The following is a 15,666-nucleotide window of genomic DNA, read 5'->3' as shown; positions in this document are numbered from 1 at the left end:
TGAGCACGCGGGGCAGAACCACGTCGCAACGGCCGAGCGCGCGCTCGAGCAGGTCGAGGTCGTAGTCGTTCGTGAAGGGCGACCAGTAGGCGGTGCCCGAGGCATCCGAGCGGTCGGTCGTCAGCGCGTCGAGCACCGGCCCGAGCGGCGACTCGCCCGCGGGTCCGTAGCCGAGCAGACGCCAGGTCAGCCAGTCGTGCGGCAGCGCGACAGCGGCAACGCGGGCGGCGTTCTCCGGTTCGTTGTCCTTCAGCCAGCGCAGCTTGGTGGCGGTGAACGACGCGACCGGCACGAGGCCGGCGCGCTGTGCGTAGCCTTCGGCACCGAGCTCGTCGGTCAGCGCCGCGGCGGCAGCGGCCGAGCGGGTGTCGTTCCACAGCAGCGCGGGGCGGATCACCCTGCCCTCCGCATCGAGCACGACCATGCCGTGCTGCTGACCGGCGATCGAGATGGCGGCGACGTCGCCGATGCCCCCGGCGGCAGCGATGGCCTCACCGAGCGCTGACCACCACGCGGCCGGGTCGACCTCGGTGCCGTCGGGGTGGGAAGCGCGGCCGGTGCGCACGAGCGCACCGGTCTCCAGGTCGCGGATGACGACCTTGCAGGACTGCGTCGACGAGTCGACGCCGGCGACCAAGGGCACGGGAACTTCCTTCCAGGAGAGAGAGGTGACGGCAGCCGGGTCTGCCTCGGCAACCCGGCTGCCGCCTATGAGCGCGCGGCTAAAAGCCGCACTGCGGCGTTTAGCCGCGCGCTCCGAGCAGGTGCTCGGTGGCCAGCTGCTGCAGGCGGACGAAGCCGAAGCCCTTGCCGCCCAGGTAGGCGTCGGTGTCGAAGTCCTCCCACGCGGAGCGGTCGGCCTTGATCGTCTCGATCGTCTCGCCCGGGTTGAGGGTGCTCTGCTCGAGCTCGAAGACCTTGGCGGCCTCGAGCGCAGCCTGCACCTCGGGGTCGGCGCGGAATGCGTCGGCGCGCTCCTTGAGCAGCAGGTAGGTCTGCATGTTGGCCTTCGCCGACTCCCAGACGCCGTTCTCGTCCTCGGTGCGGCTCGGCTTGTAGTCGAAGTGACGGGGGCCGGTGTAGGCCGGGCCGCCGTTCACGCCGCCGTGCTCGAGCAGGTCGACCAGCGCGAAGGCGTTGTGCAGGTCGCCGTGGCCGAAGGCCAGGTCCTGGTCGTACTTGATCGAGCGCTGCCCGTTCAGGTCGATGTGGAAGAGCTTGCCGTGGTACAGCGCCTGCGCGACACCCGAGGTGAAGTTGAGGCCCGCCATGGTCTCGTGGCCGACCTCGGGGTTGAGGCCGACGAGCTCGGGGTGCTCGAGCGAGTCGATGAACGCGATCGCGTGGCCGAGCGTCGGCAGCAGGATGTCGCCGCGGGGCTCGTTGGGCTTCGGCTCGATCGCGAACTTGATGTCCCAGCCCTGCGAGAGGACGTAGTCGCCGAGGAAGTCGACGGCCTCCTTGTAGCGGGCGAGCGCGGCCTGGATGTTCTTGGCCGAGTCGTACTCGGCGCCCTCGCGGCCGCCCCACATGACGAAGGTCTTCGCGCCGAGCTCGACACCGAGCTCGAGCTGGCGCAGGATCTTGCGGATCGTGTAGCGACGCACCTGGCGGTCGTTCGAGGTGACGCCGCCGTCCTTGAAGACGGGGGCGGAGAAGGTGTTCGTCGTGACCATCGGCACGATGAGGCCGGTCTCGTCGAGCGACTTCTTCAGGCGGTCGATGTAGCTCTGGCGCTCGGCGTCCGACGAGCCGAACGGGAACAGGTCGTCGTCGTGGAACGTGAGGCCGTAGGCGCCGAGCTCGGCGAGCTTCTCAACGACGTGCTCGATCTCGAACGGCTTGCGCGTCGGGCCACCGAAGGGGTCGGTGCCGTTGTAGCCCACGGTCCAGAGACCGAACGAGAACTTGTCCTCGCGAGTGGGGGTGAGAGTCATCGTGCTTGTCCTTCAACTTCCATGGTGAGGTGGACGGAGTGATTTTGTTGTTGCGATAAACATATCGCGGATCGGGGCGAAGTGCCACCGGCCGACACCTCGTAATCGCCTGCGAATCCGCGCAGGCGGAAACGCCCGTCGGCGTCGGTGCGCACGGGGGTCGCCGGCAACCACCACTCGCCCTTGATCAGCGCGTGCAGCGCGTCGTAGCCCGGCTTCGGGCTGCCGTCGGCGCGCACCAGCCCGATCGGCGCGCCGAGCCATGCGCCGGCATCCGTGATGCCCCAGTACGTGATCGACGCGACCTGCGGGTGCGAGACGAGCGAGCGGTAATGGCGCGCGAGCTCGTCCGCCTGACGCGCCTCGCCCTCGGGCGTCGACGGCCACGATGCGATCCGGTAGTCGTTCAGGTCGACGATCTCGGCCGGCATGAGGTGGCCCGAGACCAGCGAGTTCTCGGTGAGGTGCAGCGGCAGGCCGTAGCGCGCGAAGCGATCGATCATCGCGAGCATCGTCTCTTCGCCCCAGTAGCCCTGATGCATGTGCGTCTGCAGGCCGATCGCGTCGATCTGGATGCCCGCCTCGAGCACGCCCTCGATGAGGCACTCGTACGCGCTCGACAGATCGAAGTCGTTGATCAGCAGAGTCGCGTTCGGGTTGGTCGTCCGTGCCTCCTCGAACGCCATGCGGATCATCGGGATGCGCCCCTTGGCGCGCGCGAGCGGCGTGATCGCATTGTCGCCGTTCTCGAACACCGGCATGATGACGGCCTCGTTGATCGCGTCCCACGTGTCGATGAGGCCGGCGAAGTCGGCGACCTCGCGGCGGATGCGCTCGCGCTGCAGCCGCTCGACCTCGTCGAGCGGCTTGCCGAGCAGCCAGTCGGGCTGCACGGTGTGCCAGACGAGCGGATGCCCCTTGAGCGACACCCCGCGCTCGCGCAGGAATCGCGCCGTGTTCGCGAGACGCTCGGTGTCGGGCTCGCCCTCGAGCGGCTCGAAGCGACCCCAGTAGAACGGCAGGGTCGCCCAGTTGAACAGCTCGATGTAGAGCTCGGCGAGCTCGAGGTCGCCCTCGGTGCCGCCGCCGTTCGCCAGGTCGATGAAGTCGAAGCCGATGTTGCCGAACCCGAAGGCGTGTCGCGTCTGCGAGACGGTGACGTCGGTGTCGGCGAGCGGACGCCCGCTCGGATCGGTGAGGGTGACGACGGCCTCTCCCAGGCGATGGCTGGGCTGGGTGGCACGGCAGGAAGCGAGCTGCATCGGCGGCGATGACTCCTCAAATCGCTGGGGGGTTGCGCGCCGAACGTATCACCGCGCGACGACGGCAGAAAGGGTGCTCGGCCTCGGCCGGGTCAGTGCGCGGGCGGCGGAGCGGTGGTCTCGCGCACGACGAGCTCCGAGCGCAGGTGCTCGTGCCGGGTGCCGGACTCCTCGCCGCTCAGCTGTTCCACGAGCATCTTCAGGGCGGTCGCCCCCATCTGATGCAGCGGCTGCGCGATGGTCGTGAGACGCGGCATGGTGCTCGTGGCGTCGGGGATGTCGTCGAAGCCGACGATCGACAGCTCGCCCGGCACGTCGATACGGAGCTCGCGGGCCGCATCGAGCGCGCCGAGGGCCGACAGGTCGTTCGCGGCGAAGATCGCGGTCGGCCGCTCGACGCGGTCGAGCAGGTCGAGGGCGCCGACGCGGCCCGTGCTGCGCTGATAGTCGCCGTCGATCACGAGCGAGGGGTCGAAGGGGATGCCGGCCTGCTCGAGGCAGCGGCGGTAGCCCTCTTCGCGGCGATGCGACGACTCGAGATCGGCGCGGCCGCGCAGGTGCGCGATGCGACGGTGACCGAGCGAGATGAGGTGCTCGACCGCGGCGCGGGCGCCGCCGACGTTGTCGGCATCGACGGTCGAGGGGCCGCCGCGGCCCGTGTGCGGGTCGATCGCCACAACGGGGATCGGCGTGTCGGTGGCCACCGCGGTGGGCGTGACGAGGATCGCGCCGTCGATCAGGGTGCCGGCCAGTCGCGAGAGCGAGCGGCGCTCCCAGCCGACCGGGGGAGCGTCGCCGCCCACCCAGCCGGAGTGAGCGAGCAGCTCGTAGCCCGTGCCGTGCGCCGCGGCGCCGATGCCCTTGAGCAGCTCGGCGGAGTACGGCTCGAACTCGGTGACGAGCACCCCGATCACATTGGTGCGGCTGCGGCGCAGGCTGCTCGCGATGAGCGACGTCTCGTAGCCGAGCTCGTTGACGACGGCCATGACCCGCGCGTAGGTCGCGGGCGCGACGCCGTAGCGGGAGTTCACGACCTTCGAGACGGTGGCGACGGAGACGCCTGCTGCGCGTGCGACGTCGGTGATCGTCACCCGTCCCAAGACAGGGGGGACGCCAGCATCCACGCTCATGCAGAACAACGTAGCGCAAGCCTGAGAGTCACTCACAGCAAAGGCGAGTACGGATATAAAACGTTATCGACATCGTTTGACAACGGGTGTCGAGATCACGGATGCTTTTAGCCGCGGTCGCAACAAATCCTGCACTACCCCGCAAACATCGCCGTCGCGGTCCATCGCGGCGGGGTGTTCACCACAGCGTCAATGACGACAACACAAGGAGTGTTTCCACAATGATGAGGAAAGCAACGGGCGCGGCAGTCGTCGCGCTTGGGCTGGGCGTCGCCCTGGCCGCCACCGGCTGCGCCGGCTCCGGCAACGACAGCGGATCGTCTTCGGGCGGCAAGGTGTCGCTGACCGTCTGGACGAACTCGACGACCGGCCCCGGCGTCCAGTTCTTCAAGGACGCAGCCAAGTCCTTCGAGCAGGCCCACTCGAACGTCACGGTCAAGATCCAGTCGATCCAGAACGAGGACCTCGACGGCAAGCTGCAGACCGCGCTCAACGCGAACTCCGCTCCCGACATCTTCCTCCAGCGTGGCGGCGGCAAGATGCAGGCCGAGGTCGACGCCGGGCAGCTGCAGGCGCTCGACCTGAGCAGCACCGCGAAGGAGAACGCCGGTGCCGCCGCACTCGCGGGCGAGTCGATCGACGGCAAGGTCTACGCCGTGCCGCTCGACTTCCTCCCCGAGGGCATCTACTACAGCAAGGACCTGTTCCAGCAGGCCGGCATCACCTCGACGCCGACGACCATCGATGAGCTGCAGGCCGACGTCAAGAAGCTGCAGGACTCCGGTGTCGACGCGATCGCCGTCGGCGCCAAGGACGCGTGGCCCGCGGCGCACTGGTACTACAACTTCGCCCTGCGCGAGTGCAGCCAGGACGTGCTGAACAAGACCGCCAAGACCCTCAAGTTCGACAACGCGTGCTGGACCAAGGCCGGCGAGGACCTCGCCTCCTTCCTCAAGATCGACCCGTTCAACAAGGGCTTCCTGACCACCTCCGCCCAGCAGGGCGCCGGCTCCTCGGCGGGTCTCGTCGCCAACCACAAGGCCGGCATGGAGCTCATGGGCGGCTGGGACCCGGGTGTGATGGCCGGTCTGACCGCCGACCAGAAGGTCCCCTCGGACCTCGGCTGGTTCCCCTTCCCGTCGATCGACGGCGGCAAGGGCGACCCGACCGCGCTGCTCGGTGGCATCGACGGCTACTCGGTCTCGAAGAACGCCCCGAAGGAGGCGACCGAGTTCCTCGAGTTCCTCGTCACGAAGGACCAGCAGGAGGCCTACGCGAAGGCGTTCAACTCCATCCCCGTCAACAAGGACGCCCAGTCGGTCGTGACCGACTCGTACAACGTGTCGGCTCTGCAGGCCTTCAACAAGGCGGCCTACGCGTCGCAGTACCTCGACACCCTGTACGGCCAGAACGTCGGAAACGCGATGAACACCGCCGTCGTCAACCTGCTCGCAGGCAAGGGCACGGCCAAGGACATCGTCAAGGACACCAACGACGCCGCTGCGAAGGGCTGAGTAGCAACAACATGAGCAACACCCTGGGTACTGACACGGTCATCGACCGGCAGTCGCAGGGCTCCGCAGGGGTCGGGGGCGCGTCGAGCGCGTCCCCGGCCTCGCCGCGGGCGGCCAAGCGCCGCTCCGGCCGGGGTCGCATGCGGCTCGAGATCGCCGTCCTCTCCGGCCCCGCGATCATCGTCTTCCTCGCGTTCGTGATCTTCCCGGTCGCGCTGGCCGCCTACTACGGATTCTTCCGGTGGCACGGCTACGGCCCCGCCACGGACTTCGTCGGCTTGAACAACTACAAGCTGATCCTCACCGACCCCGCCTTCCAGCAGGTGCTCTGGCACAACCTGCTGATCGTGGTGCTGTCCCTCGTGATCCAGGGGCCGCTCTCGATCGTGCTAGCGCTGCTGCTGAACCAGAAGATCAGGGGCCGCGCGCTGATCCGCGTGCTGATCTTCGTCCCCTACGTCATCTCCGAGGTCATCGTCGGCACCGGCTGGAGCCTCATGCTCCAGAGCAACGGCGCCGTGAACGACTTCCTGCACACCATCGGCCTGGGCGGCATCGCCGCCGACTGGCTGTCGGACCCGAAGCTGGCGATCTGGTCGCTGATGGGCATCATCTCGTGGAAGTACATCGGCTTCGCGGTCATCCTGATGCTCGCCGGTCTGCAGTCCATCCCCGAAGAGCTCTTCGAGGCCGCGCAGATCGACGGCGCCTCCTACTGGCAGATCCAGCGCCGCATCACGCTGCCGCTGCTGGGGCCGACGATCCGCATCTGGGCGTTCCTGTCGATCATCGGCTCGCTGCAGCTGTTCGACCTCGTCTACATCATCTGGGGCCAGTACATCGCCTCGACCGCCGGCACCTCGACCATGGCGACCTACATGGTCGCCCAGGGCCGCATGGCCGGGAACTACGGCTACGGCAGCGCCGTCGCCGTGGTGATGTTCATCATCTCTTTGATCATCGCGCTGCTGTACCAGCGCTTCGTCCTGCGCCGTGACCTTCAGGGCGCCGTCACCGAGGGAGCCAAGTGATGAGCGCGTCGACTGCCGCCACGACCAGCCCCGCGACCCGCAACCGGGGCACGAAGGCCTCCCGCTCCGGCGACCGCGACGCGCCGCGGAAGTGGGGGAATCCGTTCACCTACTTCATCGCGCTGCTCTTCATCGCGGTGTGCATCGCCCCCGTGCTCTACATCGTGCTGGGCGGCTTCCGCACCAACTCGCAGATCACGACGAGCCCGGCCGGATTCCCGCACCCGTGGGTGTTCAGCAACTACGTCGACGTGCTCAAGACCTCGACCTTCTGGGGCGAGTTCGGCAACTCGATGATCGTCGCCATCGTGACGACCGTGGGCGTCGTGGTGCTCGGCGTCATGGTGAGCTTCGTGCTCGCGCGCTACGAGTTCAAGGGCAAGGGCGCGGTCTACTCGCTGTTCGCCGCCGGCCTCATGTTCCCGCTCGTGATCGCGATCACGCCGCTGTACATCATCATCAAGGACATCGGCCTCGTGGATAACCTCATGGGCGTCGCGATCCCGCAGATCGCCTTCGCCCTGCCCACGACCGTCATCATCCTGGTGCCGTTCCTGCGCGCGATCCCGAAGGAGATCGAGGAGGCCGCCTCGATCGACGGAGCGAGCCGCCTCGGCTTCTTCTGGCGCATGGTGATCCCGCTGTCGCTGCCCGGTGTGGTGACGGTCGCGATCCTCGCCTTCATCGGCGCCTGGAACAACTACGTGCTGCCGCTGTACATCCTGAACTCGCAGGCGAACTTCACTCTGCCCCTCGGTGTGCAGGCGTTCTCGTCGCAGTATTCTCAGGACACGGCAAAGGTGCTCGCGTTCACGTCGCTCTCGATGCTTCCTGCGCTGATCTTCTTCTCGATCTTCCAGCGCCGTATCGTCGGGGGCCTGACGGGCGCAGTAAAGGGCTAGAACATGACCACCACCGAAGGCGGCGCTGCCGTCGCGCTCCCTGATGTCTCCGAGCGCGTGCTGACGCTGCACGCGCGGATGACCCTTGAGGAGAAGCTCGCCCAGCTGGTCGGCTACTGGCTCGATCAGAACGGCGTCGTCGCCCCGATGCAGAGCGAGATGTCGGCCGGTCAGAAGGGCGGCGAGCAGCTCAGCGAGATCACGAAGGACGGGCTCGGGCAGTACACGCGCGTCTACGGCACCCGCCCGGTCGAGCCGGCCGAGCGGGCCGCGTGGCTCTGGAACGAGCAGCGCCGGCTCAAGCGCGAGACCCGCCTCGGCATCCCCGCGCTCGTGCACGAGGAGTGCCTCACGGGCCTCGCCGCCTGGCAGGCCGCGACCTTCCCGACGCCGCTCGCGTGGGGCGCGTCGTTCGACCCCGAGCTCGTCGAGCAGGTCGGCCGCGCGATCGGCGGCTCGATGAAGCAGCTCGGCGTGCACCAGGGCCTCGCGCCCGTGCTCGACGTCATCAGCGACCCGCGCTGGGGCCGCGTCGATGAGTGCATCGGCGAGGACCCCTATCTCGTCGGCACGGTCGGAACGGCGTATGTGAAGGGGCTGCAGGGGGCGGGCATCCACGCCACCCTCAAGCACTTCGTCGGCTATTCGCGCTCGCGTGCCGGGCGCAACCACGCGCCGGTCTATGCCGGCCCGCGGGAGATCGCCGACACGTACCTGCCCCCCTTCGAGATGGCGATCGCCGATGGCGGCGCGAAGTCCGTCATGAACGCGTACGTCGACGTGGACGGCGTGCCGATGGCCGCCAACACGCCGCTGCTGACGGATGTCCTGCACGACCGCCTCGGATTCGACGGCGTCGTGGTCGCGGACTATTTCGCAGTCGCCTTCCTCGAGGTCATGCACGCCGTCGCGAAGGACCGCGGCGAGGCCGCGGCGCTCGCCCTCGAGGCGGGAATCGACGTCGAGCTGCCCACGGGCGATGCGTACCTCGCACCGCTCGCGGCTCGCATCCGCGCCGGTGAGTTCGACGAGGCCTACGTCGACCGCGCCGTGCTGCGCGTGCTGCGGCAGAAGGAGGAGCTCGGCCTGCTCGAGCCCGACGTCTACGAGGACGAGCCCCCGACCGACATCGACCTCGACTCGCCCGAGCACCAGCGCCTCGCACGCAAGCTCGCCGAGGAGTCGATCGTGCTGCTGGCCAACGACGGCACCCTGCCGCTGAACGCCGGCGCTCCGCGCGCCAAGGTCGCGGTGATCGGCCCGAACGCCCACCGCGCCGAGGCGCTGCAGGGGTGCTACTCCTTCGCGAACCACGTGCTCGCGCACCACCCGGAGTTCCCGCTCGGCTTCGAGATCCCGACCGTCTTCGAGGCGCTTCCGCAGGCGTTCGAGGGCGCCGGCCTGGCCGTGCCCGAGCTCGTGTTCGCCGCCGGCAGCGACAACGAGAGTGACGACACGTCCGGCTTCGCCGAGGCGACGGATGCCGCACGCGGCGCCGACCTCGCCATCGTGGTCGTCGGCGACCAGGCGGGCCTGTTCGGCCGCGGGACCGTCGGCGAGGGCAACGACGCCGAGTCGCTCGAGCTGCCGGGCGTGCAGCGCCGGCTCGTCGAGGAGGTCGTCGCGACCGGCACGCCGACGGTGCTCGTGCTGCTCACGGGCCGGCCGTACGCCGTCGCCTGGGCCTTCGACGGGCCGTCGGCGCCCGCCGCTGTGCTGCAGGCGTTCTTCCCCGGTGAGGGTGGCGGCCTCGCGATCGCCGACGTGATCACCGGCGCCGCGAATCCCTCCGGCCGGCTGCCGGTCTCGCTGCCGCGCTCGACGGGTGCGCAGCCCTACACCTACCGCCACCCGATCCTGGGCGGGCCCTCCGACGTGACGTCGGCCGACTCGACGCCGCTGCGGCCGTTCGGCTACGGCCTCGGCTACACGACCTTCGCGTATGACGGCCTGGCGGTGCAGGACTCCGTCGCGGCGGGCGGGGTGTTCGAGGCATCCGTCACCGTGACGAACACCGGCGAGCGCGCCGGCGCCGACGTCGTGCAGCTCTACGGCCACGACGTGCTCGGCACGGTCGTGCGCCCCGTCGAGCAACTCGTGGGCTACGCGCGGGTCGAGCTCGAGCCGGGGGAGTCCAAGCGGGTGACGTTCACCGTGCCGACGACGCGCTTCGCCTTCACCGATCGCAGCCTCACGAAGATCGTCGAGCCGGGCGACGTCGAGCTGTGGGTCGCGGCGCACGCGGGCATCGCGCCGGCCGCGGACGAGGCCGTGGAGGACTCGACGGGCGGGGCGATCGTCAACGACAGGAAGGCCGCGCGGCGCGACCTGGGCGGCGCGGCGACGCCGCGTGCCGTCATCGCCATCACAGGAGAGGCGTACCCCGTCACCCGGGCCGACGCCCGCCTGGTGAACGTCAGCGTCGCCTGACGGCCATTTCCCCGTCTCGCCCCGAGGTGTGAGTTAGGGTCCTTCGAACCGTGTTCGAGGAACCCGAACTCACACCTCGGGGCTTTTGCGTCGCCGCGAGGGGCGAGGGGCGACGGGCGAGGGGCGAGTCGCCGGTGGGAATGTTTCGCGGGTTGCGTGGGAAAGATTCGAACCGGTCACGATTTCCTGTGAGCCGGAAACCGGATCTACCCACCTGCGGGGGCCATTCGGCACGAAATCTACTGAACCGGTTAGCCACGCGCCCGCGTGATTCCCAGCTGACCGGGCAATTCGCTGCTGAACAGCCGTGTTGAGCGGCGGCGAGCGGGGCTCGCGACCCTCTGCGCGGCTTCATTGACATCCCCTCAGGGGCACGGTAGGAATAGCCACGTCACTCTTGACACCGAGGCCTGCTCGGAAATGTTTTGTTCAACGAAGAGCAAAAGTCCCGCGCTTTAGACGGGACGGAAGGACGACTGATGGCACAGCAGTCAGGCGCCGCGTTCACGCGTCGCACGTTCATTGGAGTCGCCGGCGGGGTCGCGGCAAGCACCCTGCTCGCAGCCTGCAGTCGTGCGGGTGGCAACGGCGGCGCCGGTGGTGGCGGTGGGAAGACCGCCAAGTTCTGGAACATGCCGTGGGGCAGCGACGCGTTCCTCGCGGAGGACAAGAAGATCGTCGCGGCGTACAAGCCGACGGGCGACCTACCGTCGTTCACCTACCAGCAGATCCAGTGGGCGAACTTCACGCAGACCTTCCAGTCCGCGGTCGCCTCGAACACCAACCCGGCGGTCTCCTCCGGTGGCGGCACCCAGGCGTTCCAGTTCGCCGCTCAGGGCAAGATCGCCTACGCCGACGACCTGATCGACTCGTGGTCGGGCGACCTCGAGGACGACTTCCTCGACGGCCTGCTCGACACCATGAAGACCGACAAGGGCTACGCGGCGATCCCCTACAACCTCGACGTCCGCTGCTCCTGGTACAACAAGACCCTCATGGACGAGGCCGGCGCGACCCCGCCCACCACGTGGGACGAGTACGTCGAGACCTGCAAGAAGCTCAAGGCCAAGGGCTACTACGGCTTCGGCCTCGGCTCGGGGGCCGGCTCGTTTACCGGCTCGCACATCCTCACCGGCTTCATGATCAACAACGGCGGCGGCATCTTCAACGAGAAGCTCGAGCCCGACCTGGTCACCCCCGAGAACGAAGAGGCGATCGAGTTCATCCTCGAGCTCGTGAAGAACGGCTACTCCGACCCGAACTCGGCCACGTACACCTCGGCCAACGTGCAGTCGCAGTGGAAGGCGAAGAAGTTCGCGTTCGGCTGGGACGGCGCGGGTCTTCCGGCCAACGTCGGCGCCGTCGCGCCCGACCTGGTCGTCGGCGAACCGCTCACGAGCCGCTCGGGCAAGCAGGGATTCCTGTACTTCCCGAACAACATCATGATGTACAAGAACACCCCCAGCCAGAAGGGCTCCGAGGCGTTCCTCACGTACTACTACAAGAACATGAAGACCCTGTGGACCAAGAAGACTGGCATCGGCCTTCCCCCGCTCAAGTCGATCGCCGACGCGCCTGAGGTCTCGGGCGACCCGAACAACAAGACGATCCTCGACAAGTGGAACCCGATCTACCACACCTGGGGCGCCCCGGGCACCAAGGGTCTGTTCGCCAACGTCGCCTACACGGTCGACGGCACCCAGCCGATGATCACCTTCACGCAGTCGATCCTCGGCGGCAAGGTCAAGGCCGCCGACGCTCTGAAGACCCTTCAGAACCAGATCGAGCCCCTGATGAAGTAAGCCGAGGCCGGGTGGGCCCTGCCGCCTTCGGGCGCGGGGCCCACCCGGTTTTCGCTTCCCCACTTGGCCCGCGAGGGTGTTTCAAAGGAGTTTCTGAATGACGACCGAGTCGGTCACCCGCAGCCTGCAAAGGGCGCGGAACGGTGTGGGCGTCGGGGGTGGAGGTGCGCCGGCGCGCAATCGCCGGAACAAGGCACTGAACCACGGCACCACGTTCTTCTTCTTCGCGCTGCCGTCGCTCTTCCTGCTGCTGCTGCTGAACCTGTACCCGGTGATCTACGCAGGTTTCCAGTCCGTGCACGACGGCGACCTGATCCAGCCCGGCAACTTCATCGGCCTGCGCAACTACCTGACGGTGCTGCAGACCGCGGACTTCTGGCGCGCCGCCCGCTTCACGGTGATCTTCACCGTCGTGGGCGTGTTCGGCAGCTGGGCCGTCGGCCTCGGCATCGCGCTGCTGCTGCGCACGAGGATTCCCGCGAACCCGGTGTTCAAGGTGCTGCTCCTGCTTCCGTGGGTCGTGCCCACGGTCGTGTCGGCGACCGCGTGGAACTGGCTCGTCGCCACGCCCCAGGCCCCGCTGCCCGTCATCGCGAAGGCGATCGGATTCGGGGACGTCTCGTTCCTCGGCGACCCGCTCGCGGCGCAGGTGCTCGTCTGCATCTTCAAGGTGTGGATCAGCTTCCCCTTCATGATGATGATGCTCAGCTCGGCCCTCGCCGCGGTCGACACCAACGTCTACGAGGCATCCAAGGTGGACGGCGCCGGCACGTGGCAGACGTTCACGCGCATCACTCTGCCGATGATCTCGCGCACCACCTACGTCAGCTGGATCCTCATGACGATCTTCTGCGTCAATGACTTCCCCACGATCTACCTCCTGACCGGCGGCGGGCCCGTCAACGCGACGCAGTCGCTCGTCGTCATGGCGTACCAGACGGTGTTCGCCAACCAGCAGGTCGGCCCGGGTGTCGCCATCGCCTTCATCATGACGATCGTCCTCGTGATCGTCTCGGTGGTCCTGTACCGCCAGATCCGAAAGTCGAGCATCGAATGACCACCGAAACCGCCAACATCCGCCTCGCCGGCATCTCCGGCAAGCGCCGCCGCCTCGGCGAACTCGGGGAGCGCGGCAAGTGGTGGCGCTTCCTCGCCATCCTGTTCATCACGGCCGTCGTCATCGTGCCGGTCGTCGCGGTCTTCATCCTGTCGCTCACCCCGGCCTTCGGGTCGACCGAGACGGGGCTCACGTTCGCGAACTACGGGCACATCTTCACCGCGACGAACCTCAGCTACTGGCTCGAGAACAGCCTGCTGGTCGCGCTCGTCACCGTGGTCGTGGCCGTCGCCGTCGCGGCGCCGGCGGGCTACGTGCTCTCGCGCGGCCGCAGCAGGCTCATCTCGGGCTACGCCCTGATCCTGTTCGTCATCCAGTCGCTGCCGGTCGTGACCGCGGTCATCCCGCTGTTCTTCCTGTTCGTGAAGCTGAACCTCAACGACAACCTCGCGGGCGTCATGATCATCTACATCGGCTCGACCATGTCGGTCGCGATCTGGATGATGGCCGCCTACTTCGACTCGATTCCGATCACCCTCGAAGAGGCCGCGTGGATCGACGGCGCGAGCGTGTTCGGCTCGTTCACGCGCGTCGTGCTGCGCAACTCGCTTCCGGGCATCCTGTCGACCGCGATCTTCTCGTTCCTGCTCGCCTGGAACGACTACCTGATCGCCGTCGTGTTCCTGAAGAGCGACGTCAACTACACGCTGCCGATCGGCCTGCAGACGTTCTTCCAACAGAATGCGACCGACTGGGGCAACGTCATGGCCGTCGCCGTGATCATGATGCTGCCGCCGATCATCGTGTTCGCCGCGCTCAACCGCTACTTCAGCGTGGGCGGCATCGGCGGTTCGCTCGCAGGTCGCTGACGACGTGGCACACGACGATCGGGAGGGGATCGTCGAAGACCGGGCGCTGCGCGCCGCGGTCGACCGCATCATCCCCGCGGATGCCTGGCCGGCAGGCTGGGGCGGGGGAGTCTCCGAGTACCTGAGGGTTGCGGGGCGGGAGCCGCTGGAGGCGGCTCCCGGCCTCGCGGCCCTCTCGGCTCGGCTCGACGCGAGCGCGGCCGACGCGCGGCCGGGTGCCGGCTTCGCCGATCTCTCAGACACGGAGCAGGACGCGATCCTGCGCGCACTCGAAGCGGGGGCTGGCGCCGAGGGATTCGCCGAACTGCGGCGCGTCGCGTTCGAGGGGTTCTACGCCGCGGACGCGCGCCGCAGCGACCCCGTCGGGCTCGGCATGATCGGCTTCCGGCATGTTCCCGAGGGCACCGAGATCGTGGAGCCCGAGCTTCCGGCCGGGCGCGATGCGGCATCCGTCGCCGCGCACTACGACGCGATCGTCATCGGAAGCGGGCCGGGCGGCGGTGTGGCCGCGCAGGTGCTCGCCCAGGCGGGGAAGTCGGTGCTGCTCGTCGAGCGGATGCCCGCGGTGCCGAACCGCCTGCTGCGCGGCGACCACCTGCACGACAAGCGCAACGCGGTGTACGCGGTGCGCGTGGGGCCGGGGGCCGGGCACCCCCGAGTGCACTCGAGCGATGCCGGGGACGAGGTCATCGATGGAACCGGCGATGCGAGCCGCTACGGCCTGAACGCCGATGCGTTCGGCGGCGGCAGCCGGATCTGGCAGGGAATGGCCTGGCGCTTCATGCCGGAGGACTTCCGGATGCGCGAGGTCTACGGCAACCCGGACGGGGCGAGCCTCGCCGACTGGCCGATCGACTACGACGAGCTCGAGCCGTTCTACACCCGCGCCGAATGGGAGCTCGGCGTGGCCGGCGAAGAGGGAGCGCTGACGAGGCGGATGCCGCGCAGCGCGGGCTACCCCATGCCTCCGTTCGGCACCGAGCCCGCGCGCGAGCTGCTCGCGGCGGCCGCCGACCGGCTCGGCTGGGGGTGGGGGCCGATTCCGCTCGCGCTCAACAGCGTTCCGCACGACGGCCGGCCGGCCTGCGTCAGGTGCGCTCAGTGCGTCGGGCACGCGTGCCCGGTGAACGCGAAGAACGGCTCGCACAACACCTTCATTCCGCGCGCGGTCGCGACGGGGAACTGCGATGTGCTGTACGACGCCGAGGCGATCGAGGTGACGGACGGCGCCGGCGGGGCATCCGTCGTCATCATGGCGAACGCCAGCGCGCCGGGAAGCGAGCCCGTTCGGCTCACGGTGCGCGCCGACGTGGTCGTCGTCTCGGCGGGGGCGGTCGAGACGCCGCGCCTGCTGCTCGCGAGCGGCCTGGGCAACGATCACCTCGGGCGGCACATCCACGACCACCGCACCTCGACCGTGCTCGGCACCGTCGACGAGAAGGTGAAGAACTTCATCGGCCCCGGCCACTCGATCGCGACGCTCGACCACGTGCACGCCGCGAGCGTGCCGTGGGGCGGCGGCGTGCTCGTCGACCTGATGAGCCTGCTGCCGCTGACGAGCGCGCTGGCGCCTGCCCCCGGGATCCCCGCGTGGGGCGCCAGACACAAGGAGTGGATGCGCGACGGCCGCGCCCACTCGTTCGGCGTGTTCGCGATGGGGCAGGAGATCCCGCTGCCGAGCTCGCGGGTCTCATTGGCGGCGGGTGTGCTCGACCGCTGGGGGAAGCCCGGG

Annotated in this window: 12 protein-coding genes; 8 read left to right on the top strand and 4 right to left on the bottom strand. The window is 68.5% G+C overall.

Annotated elements, in window-relative coordinates; genetic code table 11:
- The 4 genes from ACM2XV_RS06190 to ACM2XV_RS06175 form a co-directional block, all read right to left on the bottom strand.
- Positions 1-643 (bottom strand): FGGY family carbohydrate kinase (locus ACM2XV_RS06190; protein WP_487026289.1); only part of this gene is annotated, 643 nt, incomplete at its 3' end.
- A gap of 100 nt (positions 644-743) precedes the next feature.
- Positions 744-1,937, bottom strand: a complete 1,194-nt coding sequence (gene xylA, locus ACM2XV_RS06185; RefSeq protein WP_344778514.1) for a xylose isomerase — start codon at positions 1,935-1,937, stop codon at positions 744-746.
- On the bottom strand, positions 1,934-3,199 hold the full coding sequence (locus tag ACM2XV_RS06180) for an endo-1,4-beta-xylanase (RefSeq protein ID WP_487026288.1): 1,266 nt from the start codon (positions 3,197-3,199) through the stop codon (positions 1,934-1,936). The genes xylA and ACM2XV_RS06180 overlap by 4 nt, the downstream gene beginning before the upstream one ends.
- A gap of 92 nt (positions 3,200-3,291) precedes the next feature.
- Positions 3,292-4,290: a LacI family DNA-binding transcriptional regulator gene (locus ACM2XV_RS06175; protein ID WP_487026287.1), complete on the bottom strand. Its 999-nt coding sequence runs from the start codon at positions 4,288-4,290 to the stop codon at positions 3,292-3,294.
- A gap of 260 nt (positions 4,291-4,550) precedes the next feature.
- On the opposite strand from ACM2XV_RS06175, the gene ACM2XV_RS06170 reads away from it, so the two are divergent.
- The 8 genes from ACM2XV_RS06170 to ACM2XV_RS06135 form a co-directional block, all read left to right on the top strand.
- Positions 4,551-5,843 (top strand): ABC transporter substrate-binding protein, encoded by a 1,293-nt coding sequence (locus ACM2XV_RS06170; protein WP_487026286.1) that lies wholly within the window; start codon positions 4,551-4,553, stop codon positions 5,841-5,843.
- Positions 5,844-5,983: 140 nt separating this feature from the next.
- A complete protein-coding gene (locus ACM2XV_RS06165; protein ID WP_487026290.1) occupies positions 5,984-6,874 on the top strand; it encodes a carbohydrate ABC transporter permease in 891 nt (296 codons plus the stop codon).
- Positions 6,874-7,776, top strand: a complete 903-nt coding sequence (locus tag ACM2XV_RS06160) for a carbohydrate ABC transporter permease (protein WP_344778504.1) — start codon at positions 6,874-6,876, stop codon at positions 7,774-7,776. Before ACM2XV_RS06165 ends, ACM2XV_RS06160 begins: the two co-directional genes overlap by 1 nt.
- Positions 7,777-7,779: 3 nt before the next feature.
- Positions 7,780-10,206 (top strand): beta-xylosidase/alpha-l-arabinosidase, encoded by a 2,427-nt coding sequence (locus ACM2XV_RS06155; protein ID WP_487026285.1) that lies wholly within the window; start codon positions 7,780-7,782, stop codon positions 10,204-10,206.
- Positions 10,207-10,685: 479 nt separating this feature from the next.
- Positions 10,686-12,008 carry an ABC transporter substrate-binding protein gene (locus ACM2XV_RS06150; RefSeq protein ID WP_344778500.1) on the top strand — a complete coding sequence of 441 codons (1,323 nt, stop codon included), beginning with the start codon at positions 10,686-10,688 and terminating at the stop codon, positions 12,006-12,008.
- Between the two features lie 97 nt (positions 12,009-12,105).
- On the top strand, positions 12,106-13,065 hold the full coding sequence (locus tag ACM2XV_RS06145; protein ID WP_344778498.1) for a carbohydrate ABC transporter permease: 960 nt from the start codon (positions 12,106-12,108) through the stop codon (positions 13,063-13,065).
- Positions 13,062-13,934, top strand: coding sequence for a carbohydrate ABC transporter permease (locus ACM2XV_RS06140; RefSeq protein ID WP_344778496.1), 873 nt, complete (start codon positions 13,062-13,064; stop codon positions 13,932-13,934). Before ACM2XV_RS06145 ends, ACM2XV_RS06140 begins: the two co-directional genes overlap by 4 nt.
- A gap of 4 nt (positions 13,935-13,938) precedes the next feature.
- Positions 13,939-15,666 (top strand): GMC family oxidoreductase N-terminal domain-containing protein (locus tag ACM2XV_RS06135; RefSeq protein ID WP_487026284.1); only part of this gene is annotated, 1,728 nt, incomplete at its 3' end.

The sequence above is a fragment of the Gryllotalpicola sp. CP2-P1 genome, assembly GCF_057512245.1.
Note: the sequence above shows the minus strand (reverse complement) of the source record. Positions and strands in the feature narration are given on the sequence as shown.

Coding starts and splice junctions, on each gene's coding strand:
- xylA (WP_344778514.1), bottom strand. CDS start 1,937: ATGACTCTCACCCCCACTCGCGAGGACAAGTTCTCGTTCGGTCTCTGG.
- ACM2XV_RS06180 (WP_487026288.1), bottom strand. CDS start 3,199: ATGCAGCTCGCTTCCTGCCGTGCCACCCAGCCCAGCCATCGCCTGGGA.
- ACM2XV_RS06170 (WP_487026286.1), top strand. CDS start 4,551: ATGATGAGGAAAGCAACGGGCGCGGCAGTCGTCGCGCTTGGGCTGGGC.
- ACM2XV_RS06165 (WP_487026290.1), top strand. CDS start 5,984: ATGCGGCTCGAGATCGCCGTCCTCTCCGGCCCCGCGATCATCGTCTTC.
- ACM2XV_RS06160 (WP_344778504.1), top strand. CDS start 6,874: ATGAGCGCGTCGACTGCCGCCACGACCAGCCCCGCGACCCGCAACCGG.
- ACM2XV_RS06155 (WP_487026285.1), top strand. CDS start 7,780: ATGACCACCACCGAAGGCGGCGCTGCCGTCGCGCTCCCTGATGTCTCC.
- ACM2XV_RS06150 (WP_344778500.1), top strand. CDS start 10,686: ATGGCACAGCAGTCAGGCGCCGCGTTCACGCGTCGCACGTTCATTGGA.
- ACM2XV_RS06145 (WP_344778498.1), top strand. CDS start 12,106: ATGACGACCGAGTCGGTCACCCGCAGCCTGCAAAGGGCGCGGAACGGT.
- ACM2XV_RS06140 (WP_344778496.1), top strand. CDS start 13,062: ATGACCACCGAAACCGCCAACATCCGCCTCGCCGGCATCTCCGGCAAG.